Genomic DNA, 19,834 nt, shown 5'->3' on the forward strand with positions numbered 1-19,834 from the left:
ACCACAGGCGACGACCAATTGCTCCCGAGCCAGGAACAAATCTGCTCTCAAGCATAAAACTCCGCATCAACCGCCGCCCCATTCAACCTCAAGCTCGACAGATAATTGGCCCTTAGGAAAAACCTGCGCGCAGAAAGCCATTTTATTGGCTTTACTTAATGACGGTCATCCAACTTGACGCGAGGAAGCGGTGCCATGCGCATACTCTGGACACTGCCTTACCTGCCGTGGCCGACCACCTGCGGCAGCAAGACCCGGCAATATCACCTGCTGCGTGCGCAGGCGCAGCGCGGCCACCGCATCACCTTGCTGGTGCAATCCAAAGTGCCGCTGTCCGACGCCGCACGGGACGCCCTGGAGCCTATGCTCGAACGCCTGATCGTAATCCCGCGCAGGGCCGTGCACAGCCCGCTGAACCTGCTGGCTTCACCGATACTCGATTACCCGATGCGCGCCATCATCAACGGCCTGGCGCCTTGCCTGCGGCACCGCTTCGAACAGTTGCTCGACGAGCCGTGGGATGTAATCCAGATAGAACACAGCTACAGCTTCCAGCCATTCGAACAAGCCCTGCAAACCCGCGGCCTGCCCTACATGCTCACCGAGCACACCCTCGAATCAGTGATGGGCGCCGCCTGCAACGATCGCCTGCCGCTGTGGCTGCGCCCGCTCAACGCCTTCGACCGCTGGCGCTACCGGCGCTGGGAACAGCGCGTGTTGCGCCAGCCCAGCGAACTGGTGGCGGTCAGCGGCCATGACGCGGCGTTGATCGGGCAGATCAGCGGCCGCAAGGTCAACGTGGTGGTCAATGGCGTGGACTGCGCCCATTACCAATGCGTGCAGCCTGCACTGCACAGCCAGCGGCTGCTGTTTGTCGGCAATTTCGAGTACGGCGCCAACCTCGAGGCGCTCGAGTGGGCTCTTGAAGAGATCCTGCCGCAGGTGTGGATGAGCAACCCAGCGGTGCGCCTGGCGATTGCCGGGCATGCGTTGCCGGCCAATTTCAAACTGCACTGGAACGACCCGCGCATCGAATGGGTAGGCTACCGCCCAGACCTGCGTGAGCTGCAGCAGCGCTGCGCGGTGTTTCTGGCGCCTCTACGCTATGCCGGTGGTTCGAAGGTGAAAATCCTCGAAGCCATGGCTGCAGGCATACCCGTGATCACCACCAGCAAAGGGGTTTCCGGCCTTGCCGCCAACCGCGGCGAGCACTACCTTAGCAGTGACGACAGCGGGCAATTGGCGCTGCAGATCACCCAATTGCTCAGCCAGCCTGCGCGCATGGCGCAACTGGGCGAGGCGGGGCGCCAGTTTGCCCGTCAGCACCACGACTGGAGCGTGGCTGCCCAGCAGCTGGAAAGCGTGCATATGCGCCTGGCGCAACTGGCACCTGCCACCGCGCCGGCGCGGGTAGCCCTAGCCAAGTAGCTCGCTGAACGGGATGAACGGCACCAGATCGCCTTGGGCCGGCGTGCTGCCTTCGCGCACTTCGACCACGCCCTCGGCCCAGGCCGCGCTGCGCAGCACCCCGGAACTCTGGTTCTTGTAAATGCGCACACTGCCCTCTTCGATACGCGCACGCAGGTACTCGCGGCGGTTGCCCGCCTTGGGCCAGTCAAAGCCCGCCGGTACATTGAAGCGCAGCGGGGTAACCTCGCGCACGCCTTGGCGCCGCAACAGGTAGGGCCTTGCCAGCAGGCCAAAGGTCACCAGCGTCGAGGCCGGGTTACCCGGCAAGCCGATCACCGGGACGCCCTGGTAATGGCCGAAGGTCAGTGGTTTGCCAGGCTTGATGGCCAGCTTCCACAACGCCAGCTCGCCGGCCTCGCGCAGCGCAAGGCCCAGGTAGTCAGCCTCGCCGACCGAAACGCCCCCGGTCGAGAGGATCAGGTCGACATCGCCGAGCCCCGCCAGGCACTGGCGAGTGAGCGCCAGGTCATCGGCCAGAATGCCCGCATCGAGCACTTCGCAGCCCAGGCGCTGCAACCAGCTGACCAACAAGCGACGGTTGCTGTTGTAGATCTGCCCTGGCCCCAACGGCAAGCCGGGCTCGACCAGCTCATCACCGGTAGACAATACTGCAACACGAGGCCGACGGACCACGTCGAGGCTTGCAAAACCAAGGGTTGCAGCCAGGCCCAGTTCAATCGGGCCAAGGCGCGTGCCCGCACTCATCACCGACTCTCCGGCGCGGGTTTCCTGGCCTTTGGGGCGCACGTTGCTGCCGGCCACAAGCGCTTGCACAAAGCGCACGCGGCCATCGTCCAGCACTTCGGCGTTTTCTTGCATCTCGACACAGTCGGCACCTTCAGGCAAAGGGGCGCCGGTGAAGATGCGCGCACAGGTACCGGGCTCAAGCGGTGCGGGTGCGTGGCCTGCAAAAATGCGCTGGCTGACCGCCAGCGGCTCGCCCTGCCAGTCGGCCAGACGCAACGCGTAGCCGTCCATGGCGCTGTTCGGCCAAGGCGGCAGATCCAGCCCGGCGACCAGCTCGGCCGCAAGCACTCGACCCTCGGCGTCGGCCAGCGTAACGGCCTCGGTATCGCGGATGGGCGCGGCCTCAGCCAATGCCAGCAAACGTTCCAGGGCCTCCTCCACCGGCATCAGCGGGCGGCTTTGCGGGGCCTCAGCCACGGCTTTCACAAGCCTCTGCCTGCTTCAGGTGTGGCACGAAATTGCACGGGCGGTGGCGGTTGTCGAGCTGCTCGGCAAGGATGCCATCCCAACCGGTGCGCACTGCATTGGTGGAGCCCGGCAGGCAGCACACCAAGGTGCCGTTGGCCAAGCCCGCCAAGGCGCGTGACTGCACAGTGGAGGTGCCGATATCGGCGACCGAAATGTGGCGGAACAGCTCGCCAAAACCTTCGACCTGTTTGTCGAGCAGGCAGGCAACCGCCTCAGGGGTGCTGTCACGGCCGGTAAAACCCGTGCCGCCGGTGATCAGCACTACCTGTACCTGGTCATCGGCAATCCAGGTCGCCACCTGGGCGCGGATCTTGTACAGGTCATCCTTGAGCAGCACGCGCGCCGCCAATCGGTGGCCTGCTTCGGTGAGGCGGTCGACGAACACCTGGCCAGAGGTGTCGGTTTCGAACGTGCGGGTGTCACTGACCGTCAGCACGGCGATGTTCAGCGCCACGAAAGGGGTATCTGCCTTGGCTTTCATGAGTTCCGTCACAGGGAAACAATAGGTAGGCTGTTATATCACAGGCCAACCGGGCTGTTGTTGCGGGTCAATGCCGCAGCCCAGCCACTGTGCTGCACTGTGCAAGGAACTTGCGTGGACGCGCCGCGTCTGAATCACATCCGAACCCCCATTGGAGAATCAAGATGATCCCACGGACCTTTTCCGCCTTCCTGCTTGCCCTCGGCCTTGCCACCCTCGCCGGCTGCGCATCGCCTTCTGTCATTACCCTGAACGACGGCCGCGAAATCCAGGCAGTGGACACCCCGTCCTATGACGAGGACTCCGGCTTCTACGAATTCGAGCAGCTCGACGGCAAGCGTACCCGCATCAACAAAGACCAGATTCGCACCGTCAAAGATCTGTAATTCAGGCATTGGTTTTTAGCGCAACTCCTTTTTGCAACAAGGGGTTGCGTTGAAAAAAACCATGCAGTAGCATTTCTGCCATCGGAGTGTAGCGCAGCCAGGTAGCGCGTCTCGTTCGGGACGAGAAGGCCGCAGGTTCGAATCCTGTCTCTCCGACCAATCTGCTGAAGAAGCCCGCTTTGTGCGGGCTTTTTTGTGCCCGCGCCCAGGCCTCAGGCACTGAGCCGCGAGGTCACCTCACCCAACTGCCCCGACAGCCCATGCAGCCGTTGCCCGGCCTGCTCGGTGTGTTGCACGGCCTGCTGGTTGGCGGTGGCAATGCGGGTGATTTCGACCAGGTTGCGCGAAATGTCCTCGGCCACGCTGGTCTGCTCTTCGGCTGCCGTGGCGATCTGCCGGTTCATGTCGCGGATGGCCTCCACCGCCGTGGTGATACGCTGCAGCATCTGCCCGGCCTGCTGCACTTGCTGGGCACCCTCTTCGCTGCGCTGCTGGCCACTTTCGATGGCCTTGACCGCATCCACGGCGCCCGACTGTACCGCGTCGATAATCTGGTTGATCTCGGCAATGGAGGCGGCGGTGCGCTGGGCAAGGCTACGCACCTCATCCGCCACCACGGCAAAGCCACGCCCCGCTTCCCCCGCCCGCGCCGCCTCGATGGCGGCATTGAGCGCCAGCAGGTTGGTCTGCTCGGCAATGCCGCGGATCACTTCAAGCACCTTGCCGATGCGCGTGCTGTCGTTTTCGAGATGGCGGATCACGGCAGCGGTACCGGCGATTTCGCGGTTGACCACGGCGATGATGTCGATGGTCTGCTGCATGACCAACTCGCCGGCCTGGGCGCTGTGATCAGCATCGTCTGCCGCACGCGCAGCCTGCGCGGCATGGCGAGCGACTTCCTGGGCGGTGGCAGACATCTCATGCATGGCGGTCGCCACCTGGTCGGTGCGCTGGAACTGGTCATGGGTGCCGCTGGCCATGTCACCTGCAATGGTGCGCAGCTGGCCGCTGGCGCTTTCGAGTTCCTCGGCATTGTCCTTCAGCCGGCCTACGGTGTCGGCGAGAAAATCGCGCAGGGTGTTGGCAGCACGCGCCAGGCGCCCGAGTTCGTCTTCGCGGCGGCTCTCGACACGGGCGGCAAAGCGGCCCTGGCTAAGCTGCGCCACATAGTCGATCAGCTGGCGGATCGGCTCGATCAGGCTGCGGTTGACCAGCCACAGGCTCAGCAGCGCAACCAGCAACGCAGACCCCAGCATCACCACCACACCCAGCCACACGGTACGCTCGGCGCTTGCATTGATGGCGCCGGCGCGGGCACCCGCGTCGGCGCGCAACTGCTCCACCAGCGCGCTCATCTGCTCGCTGGCGGCCCGGTCCACGCCCTTGACCGCCGCGTCGCCGGCCACCGGGTCACCGCCTGCGGCGATGAACGCCTGGCGCCCGCGCGCGTAGGCCGCGCCCAGCTGGCGGTGGCTGTCCTTTAGCTGCGCAAGCGGGGCCTGCAAGGCCGGGTCGCTGTTGCTGATCAACTGCCCGAGCAACTGCTGCACCTGTTGTTCGCGGGCCTGGAACTGCTGCCAATATTTGTCCAGCTCGGCCGGCTGGCGGCCGCGCAACAGCACGTTCTTCCATTCCTGGACCTGGATCTTGAACTGCAGGTTGGCCTCATCGATCATCTGCGAGGCACGCAGCGGCCCATCCACCAGTTCAGCGTAGCCACGCACACTTGACGTAAGGAACTGGAAACACACCAGGGCAATCAGCAACATGGCCGCCAGGCTGCCGCCGAGCAGGGTGAGAATTTGCACGCGCAGGGATTTACGCAACATCAGACAGGTCTCGGAACAAGGAAATGGAAAGGCGGCACAACGCCGCCTGCAAAGACGTCCTTGTCCTCGTTCGCAGGCAAAAAAAAGCTGCCATCTTGCGATGGCAGCCAGGTCAAGCACACACGCAACAGCTGAGGCAGATACTCTCAGGCAATTGCGACAGAAATGTTACAAAGCGGCTACAGCCGGCCTTATTTCAATCGCCATGGCTGTTGAACTGCAACGCGGCCAACCGCGCATACAACGGGCTGCTGTCGATCAGTTCGCGATGGGTTCCCGAGGCCACCAAACGCCCCTGGTCGATGACCGCGATACGGTCGGCGTGCTGTACCGTGGCCAGGCGGTGGGCGATCACCAACGTGGTACGCCCAGCCATCAACTGTGGCAACGCCTGCTGAATCAGGTATTCGCTCTGCGCATCGAGCGCGCTGGTAGCTTCGTCCAGCAAAAGGATCGGCGCGTCCACAAGCAGCGCCCGGGCAATCGCCAGGCGTTGGCGCTGGCCACCGGACAAGCCGATACCGCCCTCGCCCAACAGCGTCTGGTAGCCCTGCGGCAGTTGCTCGATGAACGCGTGGGCATGGGCACTGCGCGCCGCGGCTTCGACCTGCGCGAGGGTCGCATCGGGCCGGCCATAGCGAATGTTGGCCTCAACAGTGCCACGGAACAACGCCGGTTGTTGCGCCACCAGGGCAAACTGCGCACGCAGGGCTGCGGGGGTTATCTCGCTGATGGCCTGGCCATCGAGCAGGATGCTGCCGGCCTGCGGGTCGTAGAAGCGCAGCAGCAGGTCGAACAGGGTCGACTTACCTGCACCGGACGGGCCCACCAGCGCCACGGTCTGCCCAGGCTCCACGCGCAGGCTCAGGCCGTCGATGGCAGCACGTTCGGGGCGCGATGGGTAGGCAAAGCGGACCTCGCGCAGCTCAAGTGCGCCACTGGCACGCGCCATCGGCAACGGCGCGGCCGGCGCAAGGATTGCGCTGCGCGCGGCCAGCAACTCAGCGATACGCTCGGCAGCGCCGGCAGCCCGTTGCAACTCGCCGATCACCTCGCTCAGCGTGCCAAATGCGCTACCGACGATCAGGCTGTAGAACACGAACGCCGCCAGCTCACCGCCCGACAAGCGCCCAGCGATCACATCCATGCCGCCGACCCAGAGCATCACCGCCACCGCGCCAAGCACCAGCACAATTACCAGGGTGATCAGCCAGGCGCGCTGGGCAATGCGCTTGCGCGCCACGGCAAAGGCAGCTTCCACTGTGTCGCCAAACAGCAGCCGGTCGCGCGCTTCGTGGTTATAGGCCTGGACGGTCTTGATCTGGCTGAGGGTCTCGGCCACATAACTGCCCACATCGGCCACCCGGTCCTGGCTCTGCCGCGAGAGGCTGCGCACCCGCCTGCCAAACAGCAGGATCGGCACCAGCACCAACGGCAGCGCCAGCACCACGATGCTGGTGAGCTTGGGGTTGGTGATGAACAGCACGATCACCCCACCCACCACCATCAGTGCATTGCGCAGGAACATCGACAGTGACGAGCCGATCACCGACTGCAAAAGCGTGGTATCGGCGGTCAGCCGCGACTGGATCTCGGAGCTGCGGTTGTCCTCGAAAAACCCGGGGTGCAGGCTGAGCAGATGGTCGAACACGGCGCGGCGAATGTCGGCCACGCAGCGCTCGCCAATCCACGACACCAGGTAGAACCGCGCAAAAGTGCCCACGGCAAGCGCCAGCACCAGTAGCATGAACAACCCCAACGTCTGGTTGAGCTGGTGCGCAGAGCCGGTCATGAAGCCTTGGTCGACCAACAGGCGGATACCCTGGCCCATGGACAACGTGATCGCCGCAGTGACCACCAGCGCCAGCAAGGCCAACAGGGCCTGGCGCCGATAAGGGCGAATGAACTGCCAGCCCAGGCGCAAGGCCAGGCGCTGACGAGAAGAAACCGGATCGGGCATGGCAACGGGTATCGGCAGGGAAAGAATGCCTAGCCTACCACTCGTCTCGCCTGCGGGAACTCATGGGCAGGCAAAGCCGTCGGACCACTACGCCAGTTGCACTGAAATGCCGGCATCAGCACCTATGACCATTCGTTCTAACTGGCCACTGGAGCTTTGCCGCGGTTTCTGGTGGACTGTAGGTGTCGTGGCACTCCGGCAGCTGTCACAGGCCAGTCACGGCGCGGCGTTATCTTCAAAGCTTGAACCTGATGAGGAGACAGGACATGAGCCTGCAACACAGCAACCAAGACAGCAACAGCACAAAACGCGCACAACCGCCGGTAACCGGCGCGATCATCGATGCCCAGGGCCGTGAAGTGCCCATAACTGAGCAGATGATCCAGGAAGCCTGCAAAGAGCTCGAAGCGAGCCGGGTGAAAAAAGTCCAGAAGGGCTGAAAGTCTGAATTCATTGCAACCCGGCGCATGCGCCGGGTTTTTATTGGGCGCTGGGGCTGGATACAGGCCACTGAGTCCCGGGCAGCGCCCTGCACAGGCTTGCTCCGGCCTCATCGCAGGCTGTCGCCAGCTCCCACAGGGATCTGGGTTGCCGCTATATCGATGCCGTTTACGCGGCCGTTGTAGGAGCGGCCTTGTGTCGCGAAAGGGCTGCGTAGCGGCCCCAGCGATATCAGGGGGTGTGCAAATCTTGGGGGCGCTTCGCACCCCTTTCGCGACACAAGGCCGCTCCTACACGGGACCGCATCGTTTGTTTATTTTGCTGCGATGGGGCCAGAACAGGCTTGCACAGTGAACGCTAAACCTGCACCGCCCCCAACGCGCTGAGCAGTTGCGCCAACTGCGGCGACTCACCGCGAAGGCGTACCGCCAACCCTTCTATTTCGCGGCGCACCGGGTAGTGCTTGCGCAACTGGTCGAACGCGGCACGCTGCTGTGCAGGGTCGTTGCTCAGGCTGCGACGAAAATCTGCGTCGTCACGGCGCGGGTCGTACACCGCACGGCACAGCGTGGCCAAAGCCCAGGCTGGGTCGGCGTCGGCATGCAGTTCGATCTGCGCCAGCGCCTGCGCCGGCAGCAGGTCGGCCAAGTGCACCCGCTCTGCTTCACCGAGCACGCCGCACAGCGCCTGGTAGATCTGCGCAGTACCGCGCTGGCGGCCATCGAGGCTGTACCCGGCAATATGCGGGGTGGCCAAAGTGCACAGGTCGGCCAGTTGCAGGTCAACCTGCGGCTCGCCCTCCCACACATCGAGCACCGCATGTACATCATCGCGTTCGAGCAGCAGCGCGCGCAGGGCCGCGTTGTCCACGACCGGGCCACGGCTGGCGTTGATCAGCCAGGCGCCTGGGCGCAGGCGCGCCAGGCGCTGTTCATCGAGCAGGTGCCAGGTGGGATGCTCGCCACCGCGCTGCAGCGGCGTGTGCAGGCTGACCACATCGCTTTGCTCAAGCACTGTATCGAGGCTGACATAGTCGCCGCCCTCGCCCGCCGCCCGCAGCGGGTCACACACCAGTACCTTCCAGCCCAGGCCGCGCAACACACGCACCAGGCGCCCGCCCACCTCACCTGCGCCCACTACGCCATATACCCGCTGGTTCAGCGCCACGCCGTCGAGCTCGGCCAGGGTCAGCAGGCTGCCAAGTACATAGTCGACCACCCCGCGGGCGTTGCAGCCCGGGGCACTGCTCCACTGGATACCGGCCTGGTTGAAATAGTCGAGGTCGAGGTGGTCGGTGCCGATGGTGCAGGTGCCCACGAAGCGCACCTGGCTACCCTGCAGCAGTTGCCGGTCGACGCGGGTGACCGAGCGCACCAGCAGCACGTCAGCATCCCGGACGCAGGCAGCGTCAATGGCTCGGCCTGGGTAGCGACGAATTTCGCCGAACCGTGCAAAGAAGGCATCGAGCAGCGGGATGTTTTCGTCGGCAACTATCAGCATGGCGCTCTCCTGTCTGGGGAGCGCAGTGTAGCGCGATGCAGACGGCTCAGTCGGCCTTCTTGCGGATCCAGTACAGGTAGGTGCCGGCCTCTTCCTGCTGGCCCACCAGTTCGTGGCCGAGGAAGTTGCAGAACTTGGGGATGTCGCGGCGGGTCGAGGGGTCGGTGGCAATCACCTTGAGCAGGCCGCCGGCAGCCAGGTCGCGCACGTGTTGATGCAGCATCATCACAGGCTCCGGGCAGTTCAGGCCGGTGGCGTCGAGAATGGCATCAGGGGTGAAGTCGGTCATGGCAGGTTCCGGTGTTTTTGGGCATGAACAAATGGCTCAGGCGGCGTTGAAAACAATTTCAGCGCGGCTTGAGATCCAGCCTGCGCAGGTGGCAGGTCACTTCTTCGCGGTCGTGATAGAGCTGTTTGCAGGCGATCGACACCTTGACCTTGCGCGCCTTGAAGCCTTCCTCGATGCGATCGAGCAGCTTGCGCACCTCGGCATAGCGCTGCTTCATCGGCAGCTTGAGGTTGACCACTGCCTCGCGGCACAGGCCCTCGCCCAGCCAGGTTTCGATCAGCGCAGCCGACCGCGCCGGCTTCTCGACGATGTCGCAGACCATCCAGTCCACGGTCTGCCGGGGTTTCCAGGTGAACCCGTCAGCCATCAGGTGTTGCACCAGCCCCGTGTCCATCAGGCTTTCGGCCATCGGGCCGTTGTCGATGGCAGTGACCAGCATGCCGCGCTTGACCAGTTGGTAGGTCCAGCCGCCCGGCGAGGCGCCGAGGTCGACCCCGGTCATGTCGTCATTCAGGCGTTGCTCCCACTGCTCGCGCGGGATGAACTGGTGCCAGGCCTCTTCAAGCTTCAAAGTGGAACGGCTAGGCGCCTCGCGGGGGAACTTCAGGCGCGGGATGCCCATCGGCCACAGCGCCGAATTGTTCGCCTGGGCAAGGCCGAGAAACACCTGCCGGCCACTGATGAAGGTCAGCAGCAGGCGCGGCCGGCTGGCATCGTCGACCAAGCGGCCGGCCTTTTCCAGGGCCTTGCGCAGCGGCACTTCGAACTTGCGGCAGAAGGTCGAAAGCTCCTTGCCGTCGTTGGTATCGAGCACTTCCAGCCACAGGCTGCCAAACACCGGCAGTTCGGCCAAGTGCTCGAGCAAAACACTGATACGGTCGGTTTCTGGCAGTTCGACATAACTGCCACGGGCCCACTGGCGCGGGAAGATCAGCTGCGCGAAGCGCCGCTCATGCATCAGGCGCTCGGCGCCACCAGGCTCGGTGCAGACGAATTCGGCGCAGGCACTCTGCGGCTTGCCCTTGGCATAGCCGGCCACACCCAACAGGGCCGCATGTTCGCTGATTTCGGCGCAGACCTCGCCCTCGAAGCCGGGCCGGCAATGCATGAACAGGGTATTCATTTCTCACTCCACATCACTGACGCAGACGGCGCCAGGGCGGCGAATGATAAAGGAAGTTCGGAACTGCCACACGCCCCCTTGGTCCAGAAAAGAGTCGGGGCCGGCAAACCGGGCTAACCTGACCTTTCTGCCAGGCCCGTACCGTGCGGGCCTTTCATAGCGGTGGTGCCGTCTCGCCAAGCACCTGCCGGGCCGCCGGAGCACAAGGAGTTGTACATGCCCTCGCTCGATAGCCTGAATACCCTGAAGACGCTGAAGGTCGCCGACCGCACCTATCATTACTTCAGCCTGACCGAAGCCGCCCGGCAGTTGGGCGACCTGCAGCGCCTGCCAATGTCGCTGAAAGTGCTGCTGGAAAACCTGCTGCGCTGGGAGGACGGCAAGACCGTCAGCGCCGACGACCTGAAGGCGTTGGCCGGCTGGCTGGGCGAGCGACGCTGCGATCGCGAGATCCAGTACCGCCCGGCACGAGTGCTGATGCAGGACTTTACCGGCGGGCCCGCGGTGGTCGACCTTGCCGCCATGCGCGCCGCCATGCAAAAGGCGGGCGGCGACCCGCAGCGGATCAACCCGTTATCGCCGGTGGACTTGGTGATCGATCACTCGGTAATGGTGGACCGTTATGCCACCCCCGCCGCCTTCGGCGAAAACGTCGACATCGAAATGCAGCGCAACGGCGAGCGCTATGCGTTCCTGCGCTGGGGCCAAAGCGCCTTTGATAATTTCCGCGTGGTGCCGCCGGGCACCGGCATCTGCCACCAGGTCAACCTTGAGTATCTGGGCCGCACGGTCTGGAGCCGCGAAGAAGACGGGCACACCTATGTATTCCCCGACACCCTGGTCGGCACCGACTCGCACACCACCATGATCAACGGCCTTGGCGTACTCGGCTGGGGCGTCGGTGGCATCGAGGCAGAGGCCGCCATGCTGGGCCAGCCGGTGTCGATGCTGATCCCCGAAGTGGTCGGCTTCAAGCTGACCGGCAAGCTGCGCGAGGGCATCACGGCCACCGACCTGGTGCTGACAGTGACGCAGATGCTGCGCAAGAAAGGCGTGGTGGGCAAGTTCGTCGAGTTCTACGGTGATGGCCTGGCCACGCTGCCACTGGCCGACCGCGCCACGCTGGCCAACATGGCGCCGGAATACGGCGCCACGTGCGGGTTCTTCCCCGTCGATGAGGTCACCCTCGATTACTTGCGCCTGTCCGGGCGCCCCGCCGAGACCGTGCAACTGGTCGAGGCCTACTGCAAGGAACAGGGCCTGTGGCGCCTGCCTGGCCAGGAGCCGCTGTTCAGTGACAGCCTGGCGCTGGACATGGGCGAAGTCGAAGCCAGCCTCGCCGGCCCCAAACGCCCGCAAGACCGCGTAGCACTGGGCAAGGTCAGCCAGGCTTTCGACCAGTTCATCGAACTGCAACCCAAGCCCCTGGCCAAAGAAGTCGGCCGGCTGGAAAGCGAAGGCGGCGGCGGTGTGGCAGTCGGCAACGCGGACCTTGCAGGCGAGGTCGATTATGCCCACCAAGGCGCCACCCACACTTTGCGCGATGGCGCCGTGGTCATCGCCGCGATTACCTCATGCACCAATACGTCCAACCCAAGCGTGATGATGGCTGCGGGGCTGGTGGCAAAAAAGGCCGTCGAGAAAGGCCTGCAGCGCAAGCCTTGGGTCAAGACGTCACTGGCGCCAGGCTCGAAGGTTGTCACCGAGTACTTCCAGGCTGCCGGGCTGACACCTTATCTGGACCAGCTTGGCTTCGACCTGGTGGGCTATGGTTGCACCACATGTATCGGCAACTCCGGCCCGCTCGATGAAGCCATCGAGACCGCGATCGCCAGCGCTGACCTGACCGTGGCCTCGGTGCTGTCAGGCAATCGCAACTTCGAAGGCCGCGTGCACCCGCTGGTGAAGACCAACTGGCTGGCATCCCCGCCGCTGGTGGTCGCCTATGCCCTGGCCGGCAGCGTGCGCGTGGACCTGAGCCAGGATGCCCTTGGCACCGACAAGCACGGCCAACCGGTCTACCTGCGGGACATCTGGCCTAGCCAGCAGGAAATCGCCGACGCCGTGGCGAATGTCGATACCGCCATGTTCCACAAGGAATACGCAGAAGTATTCGAAGGTGATGCGCAGTGGCAGGCCATTGAGGTGCCACAGGCGGCGACTTATGTCTGGCAGGACGATTCCACGTACATCCAGCACCCGCCGTTCTTTGACGACATCGCCAGCCCGCCGCAGGCAATCACCGATATCGAGGGTGCGCGCATCCTTGCCCTGCTCGGCGATTCGGTGACCACCGACCATATTTCACCTGCGGGCAATATCAAGGCCGACAGCCCCGCCGGCCGCTACCTGCGCAGCAAAGGGGTCGAGCCCCGCGACTTTAACTCCTATGGCTCGCGGCGCGGCAACCATGAGGTGATGATGCGCGGCACTTTCGCCAACATCCGTATCCGCAACGAAATGCTCGGTGGCGAAGAAGGTGGCAACACCGTGCATGTGCCCAGCGGCGAGACGTTGTCGATCTACGACGCAGCCATGCGCTATCAGCAGGAAGGCACGCCGCTGGTGGTGATCGCGGGGCAGGAGTACGGCACAGGCTCAAGCCGCGATTGGGCGGCAAAAGGTACCAACCTGCTTGGGGTGAAAGCGGTGCTGGCTGAAAGTTTTGAGCGCATCCACCGCTCCAACCTGGTGGGCATGGGCGTACTGCCACTGCAGTTCAAGGCCGGTGATGACCGCAAGCGCCTGGCCTTGACCGGGCGCGAGCGGATCGATGTGCTGGGGCTTTCCGGCACGCAGATTCGCCCCGGTGCCAGCCTGACGCTGCGCATCACTCGTGAAGACGGCCAGCAACAGAGCATCGAGGTGCTGTGCCGGATCGACACCCTTAACGAAGTGGAATACTTCAAGTCGGGGGGAATCCTGCACTATGTACTGCGCCAACTGATAGCAGCCTAATACGACTCCTTCGGCTCCCCAGCGAGCCGTCCCGGATGCCTTGGGCGATGTCGAGCACATCGCCTGAGGCCCTGCATCCTAGGAGTCGTAATGTCCGTGCCCTACTGGATAGCCTTGTTCTTCCTCAGCCTCGGCTTAGCCTTGGGCCTCAGCTACGGCAGCATCGACTTAGCAGTACTACCCGCCCTGAGCGGGCTGGTATGCGCGGCTGTGCTGGTGCGCCGCGAAGCGTACTGGCAGCGTACAGTGGGCCATGTGATGTTCTGCGGGCTTGCCATCACGCTGCTAATGGATTTTGCGCCGGGCTTGAACAGCGCCACGGCCATTGCTGATGTCGTGCAGAGCGAGGGCGCATCACCCCTGACCATGCGCATGAGCCTCGACAAGCCGCTACTCGGCCTATGGGTACTGCTGGCCTGCTCGTGGGTAGTAGTACTACGTCGCAAAGGCGTGCTGATGACACTCGCAGTCATCCGCCCACTCACCGCACTGGCCTGCCTGGGCGGCGCCTGGGCGGCGCCTGGGTGCTGGGGCTGATCGCCTGGGCACCGAACTGGCCGGACCACAACCTATTCTGGCTGCTCATCAAGCTGCCGCTGGTGGTGCTCACCGCAGAATTACTGTTCCGCGCCTATATTCAAGGCGGCCTTGAACGTCTGTTGAAGCACAAGGGCCTGGCGCTGGGCATCTCGGCTTTGCTGTTCGGGCTGTCGAACCTGGGCGCGGGCTGGCAATGGTTCTGCCTATCAACGGCGGAGGGCGTGGGCTACGGCCTTGCCTACCGTTACGGCGGGTTGCTGGTGGCGGTCTGGTGCCATCTATTCGTTCAGGTGATGCACTTTGTCGCGTTCGCCTACCCCATGCTGGCCCCCACCTGAACAATGGGTCATGATCTGGGCAAAGCGTCATTTATCTTCAATGAATCGGTAACACAGGCCGGTCTTGACCTTGCCCGCGCTTAACCTAAACCCCGTCATACCATTTTGCCCTAGGTCAAAGCCCACCAAATATCCATTCAATAAAACCTGATGCTTGCCGATAGCAATTCAAAGCCTCGCGGATCGAAAAACCAATGCGTAACAACCAGCCGATTACCCAGAGAGAACGGACTTTCCCTGCCCAGCAGCGGTTGATCTCCACCACCAACGCCAAAGGCGTGGTGACCTATTGCAATGACGCGTTCATCGAGATCAGCGGTTTTTCCCGCGAGGAGCTCACCGGCGCGCCGCACAATCTTGTGCGCCACCCAGATGTGCCGCCTGCCGTGTTCGCCCATATGTGGCAAACCCTCAAGCAAGGTTTGCCATGGATGGGTATCGTCAAGAACCGCTGCAAGTCAGGCGACCATTACTGGGTCAACGCCTACGTCACCCCGATTTTCGACAATAACCAGGTGGTGGGCTACGAGTCGGTGCGGGTCAAACCCACCGCCGAGCAGATTCGCCGTGCTGAAGCGCTGTACCAGCGCATCAACCAGGGCAAGTCGGCCATCCCGCGCCGTGACAAATGGCTGCCGGTGCTGCAGGACTGGCTGCCGTTCATTCTGGTCAGCCAGATCGGCTTCCTGATCGGCAACTGGCTCGGCCACTCCTGGGGCTTCGCCCTGGCTGCCGGCCTGTCGGTACCCTTGGGCCTGCTGGGCCTTGGCTGGCAGCAACGCGGCCTCAAGCGCCTGCTGCGCCTGGCCGAGCAGACAACCTCCGACCCGCTGATCGCACAGATGTACACCGACAGCCGTGGGGTGCAGGCTCGCCTGGAAATGGCCATGCTCAGCCAGGACGCTCGCATGAAGACCTGCCTGACCCGCCTGCAGGACAGCGCCGAACACCTGAGCGATCAGGCTCGCCAGTCCGACACCCTCGCCCACCAGAGTTCATCGGGCCTGGAGCGTCAGCGAGTGGAGACCGAGCAGGTCGCAGCCGCCGTCAACCAGATGGCCGCCACCACGCAGGAAGTGGCCAACCACGTGCAGCGCACTGCCGACGCTACCCAAGAAGCCAATCGCCTGACCAGCCAGGGCCGCAACATTGCCGGCGAAACCCGCGACGCCATCGAGCGGCTGTCTGCGGCTGTGGGCGAGACCGGCCTGACCGTGACGCAGCTGGCCAAGGACAGCGACGAGATCGGCGGCGTGGTCGATGTGATCAAAGGCATCGCCGACCAGACCAACCTGCTGGCGCTCAACGCTGCCATCGAAGCCGCGCGTGCGGGTGAGATGGGCCGTGGTTTTGCCGTGGTGGCCGATGAAGTGCGCCAACTGGCGCAGCGCACCGCAGAATCCACCGGGCAGATCCACACCTTGATCGCCAAGCTGCAACAGACCGCCAACAACGCGGTACAAACCATGCAGACTGGCCACCGCCAGGCTCAGGAAGGCGTTGAACGGGTCATGGAAGCCGACCAGGCGTTGGTGGGCATCAGTGAAGCGGTCGCCAACATTACCGACATGGCGACGCAGATTGCTGCCGCCACCGAGGAGCAGACTGCGGTAGCGGATGAGATCAGCCGCAACATTGCCACCATTGCTGATCTGGCAGACGAAACCGCAGGCCAGGCGCAGCGTTCGGCACTGCTTAGCGAAGAACTGACCAGCACCGCCGGCACTCAGTATTCGTTGGTGGAACGCTTCAACCGCTAATCTGCGCTTGAATTGACTTGGCGCCGGCTACGCCGGTGTTCGCAGCGCAAGGCCGCCCCTTCAGGAGATCATTGCCGGTAGGGGCGGCCCGGTTCACCACTGCAGGGTCAGCCTGCTTTCGAAATAACGCTCCTCACCACTTAGTGGGTCGGTAAAGCGCAAGCTCTGCGCCAGCAGCTTGAGTGGCCGGGCGTAATCATCTTGCTCATCCACCAGGTGCGGGTAGAACGGGTCGTTGCAGATGCCGGCACCCAGCGCCGCCATGTGCACGCGCAACTGGTGGGTCTTGCCGGTTACCGGCGATAGGCCGTAGCGCCACAGGTCGCCGTTTTTTTCCAGCACGCAGGCATGGGTTTCGCTGTTCTCGCTGCCCGGCACCTCGTGCATGCGGAAAAACGGCTCGCCGTGCACCAAGCGGCTGCGGTGCACCAGCGGGAATTCGTGCTGCGCCATGGCAGCGGCAATGGCTTGGTAGCGCTTGTCGATGCGCCGCTCCGGGAACAAACGCTGATACGCACCCCGGGTTTCGGGATTGGCGGAGAACAGTACCAGCCCTGCGGTATGCCGGTCTATGCGGTGCAACGGCACCAGGTGCGGGTTATCCAGGCGGCGGATCAGGCGGCGCAGCAAGGTCTGCTCGACGTACTCGCCGGTTGGCGTCACCGGCAGAAAATGCGGCTTGTCAGCGACTACCAGATGCTCGTCGGCATGCAGGATGGTTTCCTGCACCGGAATAGGCTTCTCGTTAGCGACCTCTCGGAAGTAGTGCAGCCGCATACCCGGCCGATAGGCAAGGGTTGCGGCAACAGCCTGGCCTTGAGCGTCCAGCACCCGTCCACGGGCAAAACGGTCGAGCCATTGCTCGCGGCCGATGGCCTTGAAGTGATCGCACAGGCAATCGAGCACCGTCACCCAGTTGCCAGGCGGCAGGCATACAGTGCTGGCTTGCTGGCGGGCAGGGTCAAAAGGCGTGGTCATCAGTGCGCTCGGCTGGTCGATAGGCCGCGCATTATCCCCTACCCCGGGCCCCTCAACCAGCCTCGCAGGCCGGTTCGCAACGCGCCTTGAGCCAACGCAGCACCTGCACCGCCTCCCAGCGGCCGGGGTCGTACAGGGCGTAGCTAAGCCCTTGGTAACCCACCACGTCGAGCGGGCGATGGAAACCGGCGCGCTGGAACAGCGCCTCGATTTCAGCGAAGCAGGTATTGAAGTGCACCTTGCCGAACGGGGTTTGGTCATCGGTGACGATGCCGTCGAGGCGTAGTTCCAGCACGGCCTCGCACACACGCTCCGGGGCCATGTGGTTGATGCTGTACTTGAGTTGCTCGACATTGAGCATGGCTTCACCTCGATACTGTATTTATATACAGCATACGGAGCGAGCCACACCTGCGTCAATGCACAAGGTCAGCCCAGAAAAGCCACCACCTGCTCGGCGTCGAACGGCCAGTAAAGCTCAGCGCCACTGTCGCAGCGGCGCAGCACGGGAATCTGCAGGCCGTAGCGCTCGAACAAGCGTTCGTCTTCGGCGATGTCCACCAGTTCGACCAGCAGGCCGTGGTCGACGAACGGCATCAGCACAGCTTCGGCCACTTCGCACAAATGGCACCCGAGGGTGCCGAACAGCTGGCATTCAGGGAGCATGGCAAAACCCGATAATCGCAGGAACGGATGCTTATTCTAGGTCTGCACACGCCATCGTGCACCTGCGCTGGATCAATCCTGGCTGGTAGCGCCAATGCGGTGCAGCGACAGGTCCGCCCCCTGGAATTCCTGCTCATGGCTCAGGCGCAGGCCAAGCACCGCCCTGATCACGCCGTACACCATGAAACCACCCAACAGCGCTACCAGCACGCCGGCCAGGCTGCCCAGCAACTGGCTGACCAGGCTGACGCCGCCCATGCCGCCCAGCCCCACCTTGCCAAAAATGCCACAGGCGATACCGCCCCAAACCCCGCAGAGCCCGTGCAAGGGCCACACACCTAGCACGTCGTCGATTTTCCAGCGGTTCTGCGCAGCCGTGAAGCACCAGACAAACAACCCGCCCGCCACCAAGCCGGTGAACAGAGCGCCAACCGGGTGCATCACGTCGGAGCCGGCGCAGATCGCCACCAGCCCCGCCAGCGGGCCGTTGTGCAAGAAGCCTGGGTCATTGCGCCCGGCCAGCAGCGCCGAAAGCGTGCCACCGACCATGGCCAGCAACGAGTTGATGGCCACCAAGCCACTGACCCCCTGCAGGGTTTGCGCGCTCATCACGTTGAAGCCGAACCAGCCAATGATCAGGATCCACGACCCCAGGGCCAGGAACGGAATGCTCGACGGCGCAAAGGCGACCAGCCGCCCATCACGATAGCGCCCGCGCCGCGCGCCCAGCAGCAACACTGCTGCCAGCGCCAGCCAGCCGCCCATGGCGTGCACTACCACGGAGCCTGCAAAGTCATGGAATGGCGCGCCGAAACGCGCTTGCAACCACGCCTGCAGGCCGAAATTGCCGTTCCACACAACCCCTTCGAAGAATGGGTAGATGAAAGCCACTATCAAGGCCGTGGCGCACAACTGCGGGACAAAGCGGGCACGCTCGGCAATACCCCCGGAAATGATTGCCGGGATGGCCGCCGCGAAGGTCAGCAAAAAGAAGCATTTGACCAGCGCATAGCCGTGATCGCTGGCCAGGGTTGCGGCAGGGGCGAAAAAATTCACGCCGTAGGCGATCCAGTAACCGATGAAAAAGTACACCAATGCCGAGATGGCAAAATCGCTGAGGATCTTCGACAGCGCATTGACCTGGTTCTTGTGCCGTACGGTGCCGACTTCCAGAAAGGCGAAGCCTGCATGCATCGCCAGCACCAGAATGGCGCCCATGAGGATGAACAGGGTGTTTGAGCCGTGGACCAACGAGTCCATCGCGCTATGCATGTTTTCCATGTAGAGGCAGACCTGCAAAAAGGCACCATGACAGTTCAAGTACCCGCATCCATGCACCGAATCAGTGCCAGGCCCCTAGCCCTTCTCAGTGAGGGTGGCGGCGCCTGCGTGGTTTTTTCTTGGGTTTGTCGTGGATTGGGTTAAGGTTTGACGGTGTTTGCGCAAGGCGTGCACGTTTTCGGCGCAGCTTCTGCCAACACGCCTCAACGGTTAGCAAACGCTGTACCAGTACATCTCGCTGAACCTTCGGCGACCCCAATCACTCGAAATAGCCACATACATCCACAGGGAGAGGCCCCATGGCCAGTAAATCGGCAAAGACTGCACAAGACATTTTGATGGCTGACTTCCAGGCGTTGGTCCGCGATACCGAGCAACTGCTCGCCGATACCGCGAACCTGGCCGGTGATCAGGCCGACGAGGTACGTGCACAGATCCACGAACGCCTCAACCAGGCTCGCGAAAGCCTGCAACTGACCCAGGATTCGGTCCGCCAGCGCGGCCAGGCTGCGCTGGGCCAAGCCGAGCAATACGTCCAGGAAAACCCGTGGCAAGCCATCGGCATCGCTGCCGGCGTTGGCCTGCTGATCGGCCTTCTGGCCAAACGCTGAAGGAGCAC

Annotated in this window: 19 protein-coding genes and 1 tRNA gene; 9 read left to right on the forward strand and 11 right to left on the reverse strand. The window is 63.4% G+C overall.

What is annotated here, in order from left to right; genetic code table 11:
- Window positions 1–195: 195 nt before the first annotated feature.
- Complete coding sequence (locus HU719_RS22750) at window positions 196–1,428, forward strand: glycosyltransferase family 4 protein (RefSeq protein ID WP_186517255.1); 1,233 nt, start codon at window positions 196–198, stop codon at window positions 1,426–1,428.
- Here HU719_RS22750 and HU719_RS22755 read toward each other — a convergent pair.
- Both HU719_RS22755 and moaB read right to left on the reverse strand, forming a co-directional pair.
- Entirely contained in the window at window positions 1,417–2,604 is a 1,188-nt protein-coding gene (locus HU719_RS22755; protein WP_186535643.1) for a molybdopterin molybdotransferase MoeA, read from the reverse strand. The genes HU719_RS22750 and HU719_RS22755 overlap by 12 nt on opposite strands.
- A 22-nt stretch (window positions 2,605–2,626) precedes the next feature.
- Window positions 2,627–3,166 carry a molybdenum cofactor biosynthesis protein B gene (gene moaB / locus HU719_RS22760; protein ID WP_186517257.1) on the reverse strand — a complete coding sequence of 180 codons (540 nt, stop codon included), beginning with the start codon at window positions 3,164–3,166 and terminating at the stop codon, window positions 2,627–2,629.
- 164 nt (window positions 3,167–3,330) lie between these two features.
- On the opposite strand from moaB, the gene HU719_RS22765 reads away from it, so the two are divergent.
- Together HU719_RS22765 and HU719_RS22770 are read left to right on the forward strand one after the other, a co-directional pair.
- The gene (locus tag HU719_RS22765) at window positions 3,331–3,552 is read left to right on the forward strand and encodes a YgdI/YgdR family lipoprotein (RefSeq protein ID WP_186517259.1); all 222 of its coding nucleotides are present in this window, start codon (window positions 3,331–3,333) and stop codon (window positions 3,550–3,552) included.
- Window positions 3,553–3,634: 82 nt separating this feature from the next.
- Window positions 3,635–3,711, forward strand: a tRNA-Pro gene (locus tag HU719_RS22770).
- 53 nt (window positions 3,712–3,764) lie between these two features.
- Here HU719_RS22770 and HU719_RS22775 read toward each other — a convergent pair.
- Window positions 3,765–5,381, reverse strand: coding sequence for a methyl-accepting chemotaxis protein (locus HU719_RS22775; RefSeq protein WP_186535611.1), 1,617 nt, complete (start codon window positions 5,379–5,381; stop codon window positions 3,765–3,767).
- Window positions 5,382–5,577: 196 nt separating this feature from the next.
- The gene (locus tag HU719_RS22780) at window positions 5,578–7,341 is read right to left on the reverse strand and encodes an ABC transporter transmembrane domain-containing protein (protein WP_186535612.1); all 1,764 of its coding nucleotides are present in this window, start codon (window positions 7,339–7,341) and stop codon (window positions 5,578–5,580) included.
- Window positions 7,342–7,607: 266 nt separating this feature from the next.
- Here HU719_RS22780 and HU719_RS22785 point away from each other — a divergent pair, with 266 nt between their 5' ends.
- Window positions 7,608–7,781: a PA1571 family protein gene (locus HU719_RS22785; protein ID WP_186517265.1), complete on the forward strand. Its 174-nt coding sequence runs from the start codon at window positions 7,608–7,610 to the stop codon at window positions 7,779–7,781.
- A 358-nt stretch (window positions 7,782–8,139) separates the two neighbouring features.
- On the opposite strand, the gene pdxB is transcribed toward HU719_RS22785, so the two are convergent.
- The 3 genes from pdxB to rlmM are packed head-to-tail and all read right to left on the reverse strand — an operon-like array spanning window position 8,140 to window position 10,694.
- Window positions 8,140–9,282 carry a 4-phosphoerythronate dehydrogenase PdxB gene (gene pdxB, locus HU719_RS22790; protein WP_186535613.1) on the reverse strand — a complete coding sequence of 381 codons (1,143 nt, stop codon included), beginning with the start codon at window positions 9,280–9,282 and terminating at the stop codon, window positions 8,140–8,142.
- A 46-nt stretch (window positions 9,283–9,328) separates the two neighbouring features.
- Entirely contained in the window at window positions 9,329–9,571 is a 243-nt protein-coding gene (gene tusA, locus HU719_RS22795; RefSeq protein ID WP_186517269.1) for a sulfurtransferase TusA, read from the reverse strand.
- 58 nt (window positions 9,572–9,629) lie between these two features.
- Window positions 9,630–10,694, reverse strand: a complete 1,065-nt coding sequence (rlmM, locus tag HU719_RS22800) for a 23S rRNA (cytidine(2498)-2'-O)-methyltransferase RlmM (RefSeq protein WP_186535614.1) — start codon at window positions 10,692–10,694, stop codon at window positions 9,630–9,632.
- 216 nt (window positions 10,695–10,910) lie between these two features.
- On the opposite strand from rlmM, the gene acnA reads away from it, so the two are divergent.
- The 4 genes from acnA (at window position 10,911) to HU719_RS22815 (ending at window position 16,290) form a co-directional block, all read left to right on the forward strand.
- On the forward strand, window positions 10,911–13,652 hold the full coding sequence (gene acnA, locus HU719_RS22805; protein ID WP_186535616.1) for an aconitate hydratase AcnA: 2,742 nt from the start codon (window positions 10,911–10,913) through the stop codon (window positions 13,650–13,652).
- A gap of 90 nt (window positions 13,653–13,742) precedes the next feature.
- Window positions 13,743–14,189 (forward strand): hypothetical protein, encoded by a 447-nt coding sequence (locus HU719_RS23665; RefSeq protein WP_225917404.1) that lies wholly within the window; start codon window positions 13,743–13,745, stop codon window positions 14,187–14,189.
- Window positions 14,177–14,530 (forward strand): CPBP family intramembrane glutamic endopeptidase, encoded by a 354-nt coding sequence (locus tag HU719_RS23670; RefSeq protein ID WP_367616537.1) that lies wholly within the window; start codon window positions 14,177–14,179, stop codon window positions 14,528–14,530. Before HU719_RS23665 ends, HU719_RS23670 begins: the two co-directional genes overlap by 13 nt.
- A gap of 194 nt (window positions 14,531–14,724) precedes the next feature.
- Window positions 14,725–16,290: a methyl-accepting chemotaxis protein gene (locus tag HU719_RS22815; protein WP_186517277.1), complete on the forward strand. Its 1,566-nt coding sequence runs from the start codon at window positions 14,725–14,727 to the stop codon at window positions 16,288–16,290.
- A gap of 93 nt (window positions 16,291–16,383) precedes the next feature.
- Here the strand turns inward: HU719_RS22815 and HU719_RS22820 are convergent, their stop codons facing one another.
- The 4 genes from HU719_RS22820 to HU719_RS22835 form a co-directional block, all read right to left on the reverse strand.
- Window positions 16,384–17,268, reverse strand: coding sequence for a pseudouridine synthase (locus tag HU719_RS22820; protein ID WP_186535618.1), 885 nt, complete (start codon window positions 17,266–17,268; stop codon window positions 16,384–16,386).
- A gap of 52 nt (window positions 17,269–17,320) precedes the next feature.
- Window positions 17,321–17,629, reverse strand: coding sequence for a transcriptional regulator (locus HU719_RS22825; RefSeq protein ID WP_186517281.1), 309 nt, complete (start codon window positions 17,627–17,629; stop codon window positions 17,321–17,323).
- Between the two features lie 68 nt (window positions 17,630–17,697).
- Window positions 17,698–17,934, reverse strand: a complete 237-nt coding sequence (locus tag HU719_RS22830; RefSeq protein ID WP_186517283.1) for a glutaredoxin family protein — start codon at window positions 17,932–17,934, stop codon at window positions 17,698–17,700.
- Window positions 17,935–18,006: 72 nt separating this feature from the next.
- Entirely contained in the window at window positions 18,007–19,215 is a 1,209-nt protein-coding gene (locus tag HU719_RS22835; protein ID WP_186535620.1) for an ammonium transporter, read from the reverse strand.
- A 299-nt stretch (window positions 19,216–19,514) separates the two neighbouring features.
- On the opposite strand from HU719_RS22835, the gene HU719_RS22840 reads away from it, so the two are divergent.
- Window positions 19,515–19,826: an ElaB/YgaM/YqjD family protein gene (locus HU719_RS22840; RefSeq protein ID WP_186517287.1), complete on the forward strand. Its 312-nt coding sequence runs from the start codon at window positions 19,515–19,517 to the stop codon at window positions 19,824–19,826.
- Window positions 19,827–19,834 lie beyond the last annotated feature (8 nt).

The organism is Pseudomonas farsensis (assembly GCF_014268805.2).
Taxonomy (GTDB): domain Bacteria; phylum Pseudomonadota; class Gammaproteobacteria; order Pseudomonadales; family Pseudomonadaceae; genus Aquipseudomonas; species Aquipseudomonas farsensis.

Excerpts from the sequence above, each read along its gene's own strand:
- HU719_RS22750 (WP_186517255.1), top strand. The coding sequence starts at position 196 with ATGCGCATACTCTGGACACTGCCTTACCTGCCGTGGCCGACCACCTGC.
- HU719_RS22755 (WP_186535643.1), bottom strand. The coding sequence starts at position 2,604 with ATGCCGGTGGAGGAGGCCCTGGAACGTTTGCTGGCATTGGCTGAGGCC.
- moaB (WP_186517257.1), bottom strand. The coding sequence starts at position 3,166 with ATGAAAGCCAAGGCAGATACCCCTTTCGTGGCGCTGAACATCGCCGTG.
- HU719_RS22765 (WP_186517259.1), top strand. The coding sequence starts at position 3,331 with ATGATCCCACGGACCTTTTCCGCCTTCCTGCTTGCCCTCGGCCTTGCC.
- HU719_RS22775 (WP_186535611.1), bottom strand. The coding sequence starts at position 5,381 with ATGTTGCGTAAATCCCTGCGCGTGCAAATTCTCACCCTGCTCGGCGGC.
- HU719_RS22780 (WP_186535612.1), bottom strand. The coding sequence starts at position 7,341 with ATGCCCGATCCGGTTTCTTCTCGTCAGCGCCTGGCCTTGCGCCTGGGC.
- HU719_RS22785 (WP_186517265.1), top strand. The coding sequence starts at position 7,608 with ATGAGCCTGCAACACAGCAACCAAGACAGCAACAGCACAAAACGCGCA.
- pdxB (WP_186535613.1), bottom strand. The coding sequence starts at position 9,282 with ATGCTGATAGTTGCCGACGAAAACATCCCGCTGCTCGATGCCTTCTTT.
- tusA (WP_186517269.1), bottom strand. The coding sequence starts at position 9,571 with ATGACCGACTTCACCCCTGATGCCATTCTCGACGCCACCGGCCTGAAC.
- rlmM (WP_186535614.1), bottom strand. The coding sequence starts at position 10,694 with ATGAATACCCTGTTCATGCATTGCCGGCCCGGCTTCGAGGGCGAGGTC.
- acnA (WP_186535616.1), top strand. The coding sequence starts at position 10,911 with ATGCCCTCGCTCGATAGCCTGAATACCCTGAAGACGCTGAAGGTCGCC.
- HU719_RS23665 (WP_225917404.1), top strand. The coding sequence starts at position 13,743 with ATGTCCGTGCCCTACTGGATAGCCTTGTTCTTCCTCAGCCTCGGCTTA.
- HU719_RS22815 (WP_186517277.1), top strand. The coding sequence starts at position 14,725 with ATGCGTAACAACCAGCCGATTACCCAGAGAGAACGGACTTTCCCTGCC.
- HU719_RS22820 (WP_186535618.1), bottom strand. The coding sequence starts at position 17,268 with ATGACCACGCCTTTTGACCCTGCCCGCCAGCAAGCCAGCACTGTATGC.
- HU719_RS22825 (WP_186517281.1), bottom strand. The coding sequence starts at position 17,629 with ATGCTCAATGTCGAGCAACTCAAGTACAGCATCAACCACATGGCCCCG.
- HU719_RS22830 (WP_186517283.1), bottom strand. The coding sequence starts at position 17,934 with ATGCTCCCTGAATGCCAGCTGTTCGGCACCCTCGGGTGCCATTTGTGC.
- HU719_RS22835 (WP_186535620.1), bottom strand. The coding sequence starts at position 19,215 with ATGGAAAACATGCATAGCGCGATGGACTCGTTGGTCCACGGCTCAAAC.
- HU719_RS22840 (WP_186517287.1), top strand. The coding sequence starts at position 19,515 with ATGGCCAGTAAATCGGCAAAGACTGCACAAGACATTTTGATGGCTGAC.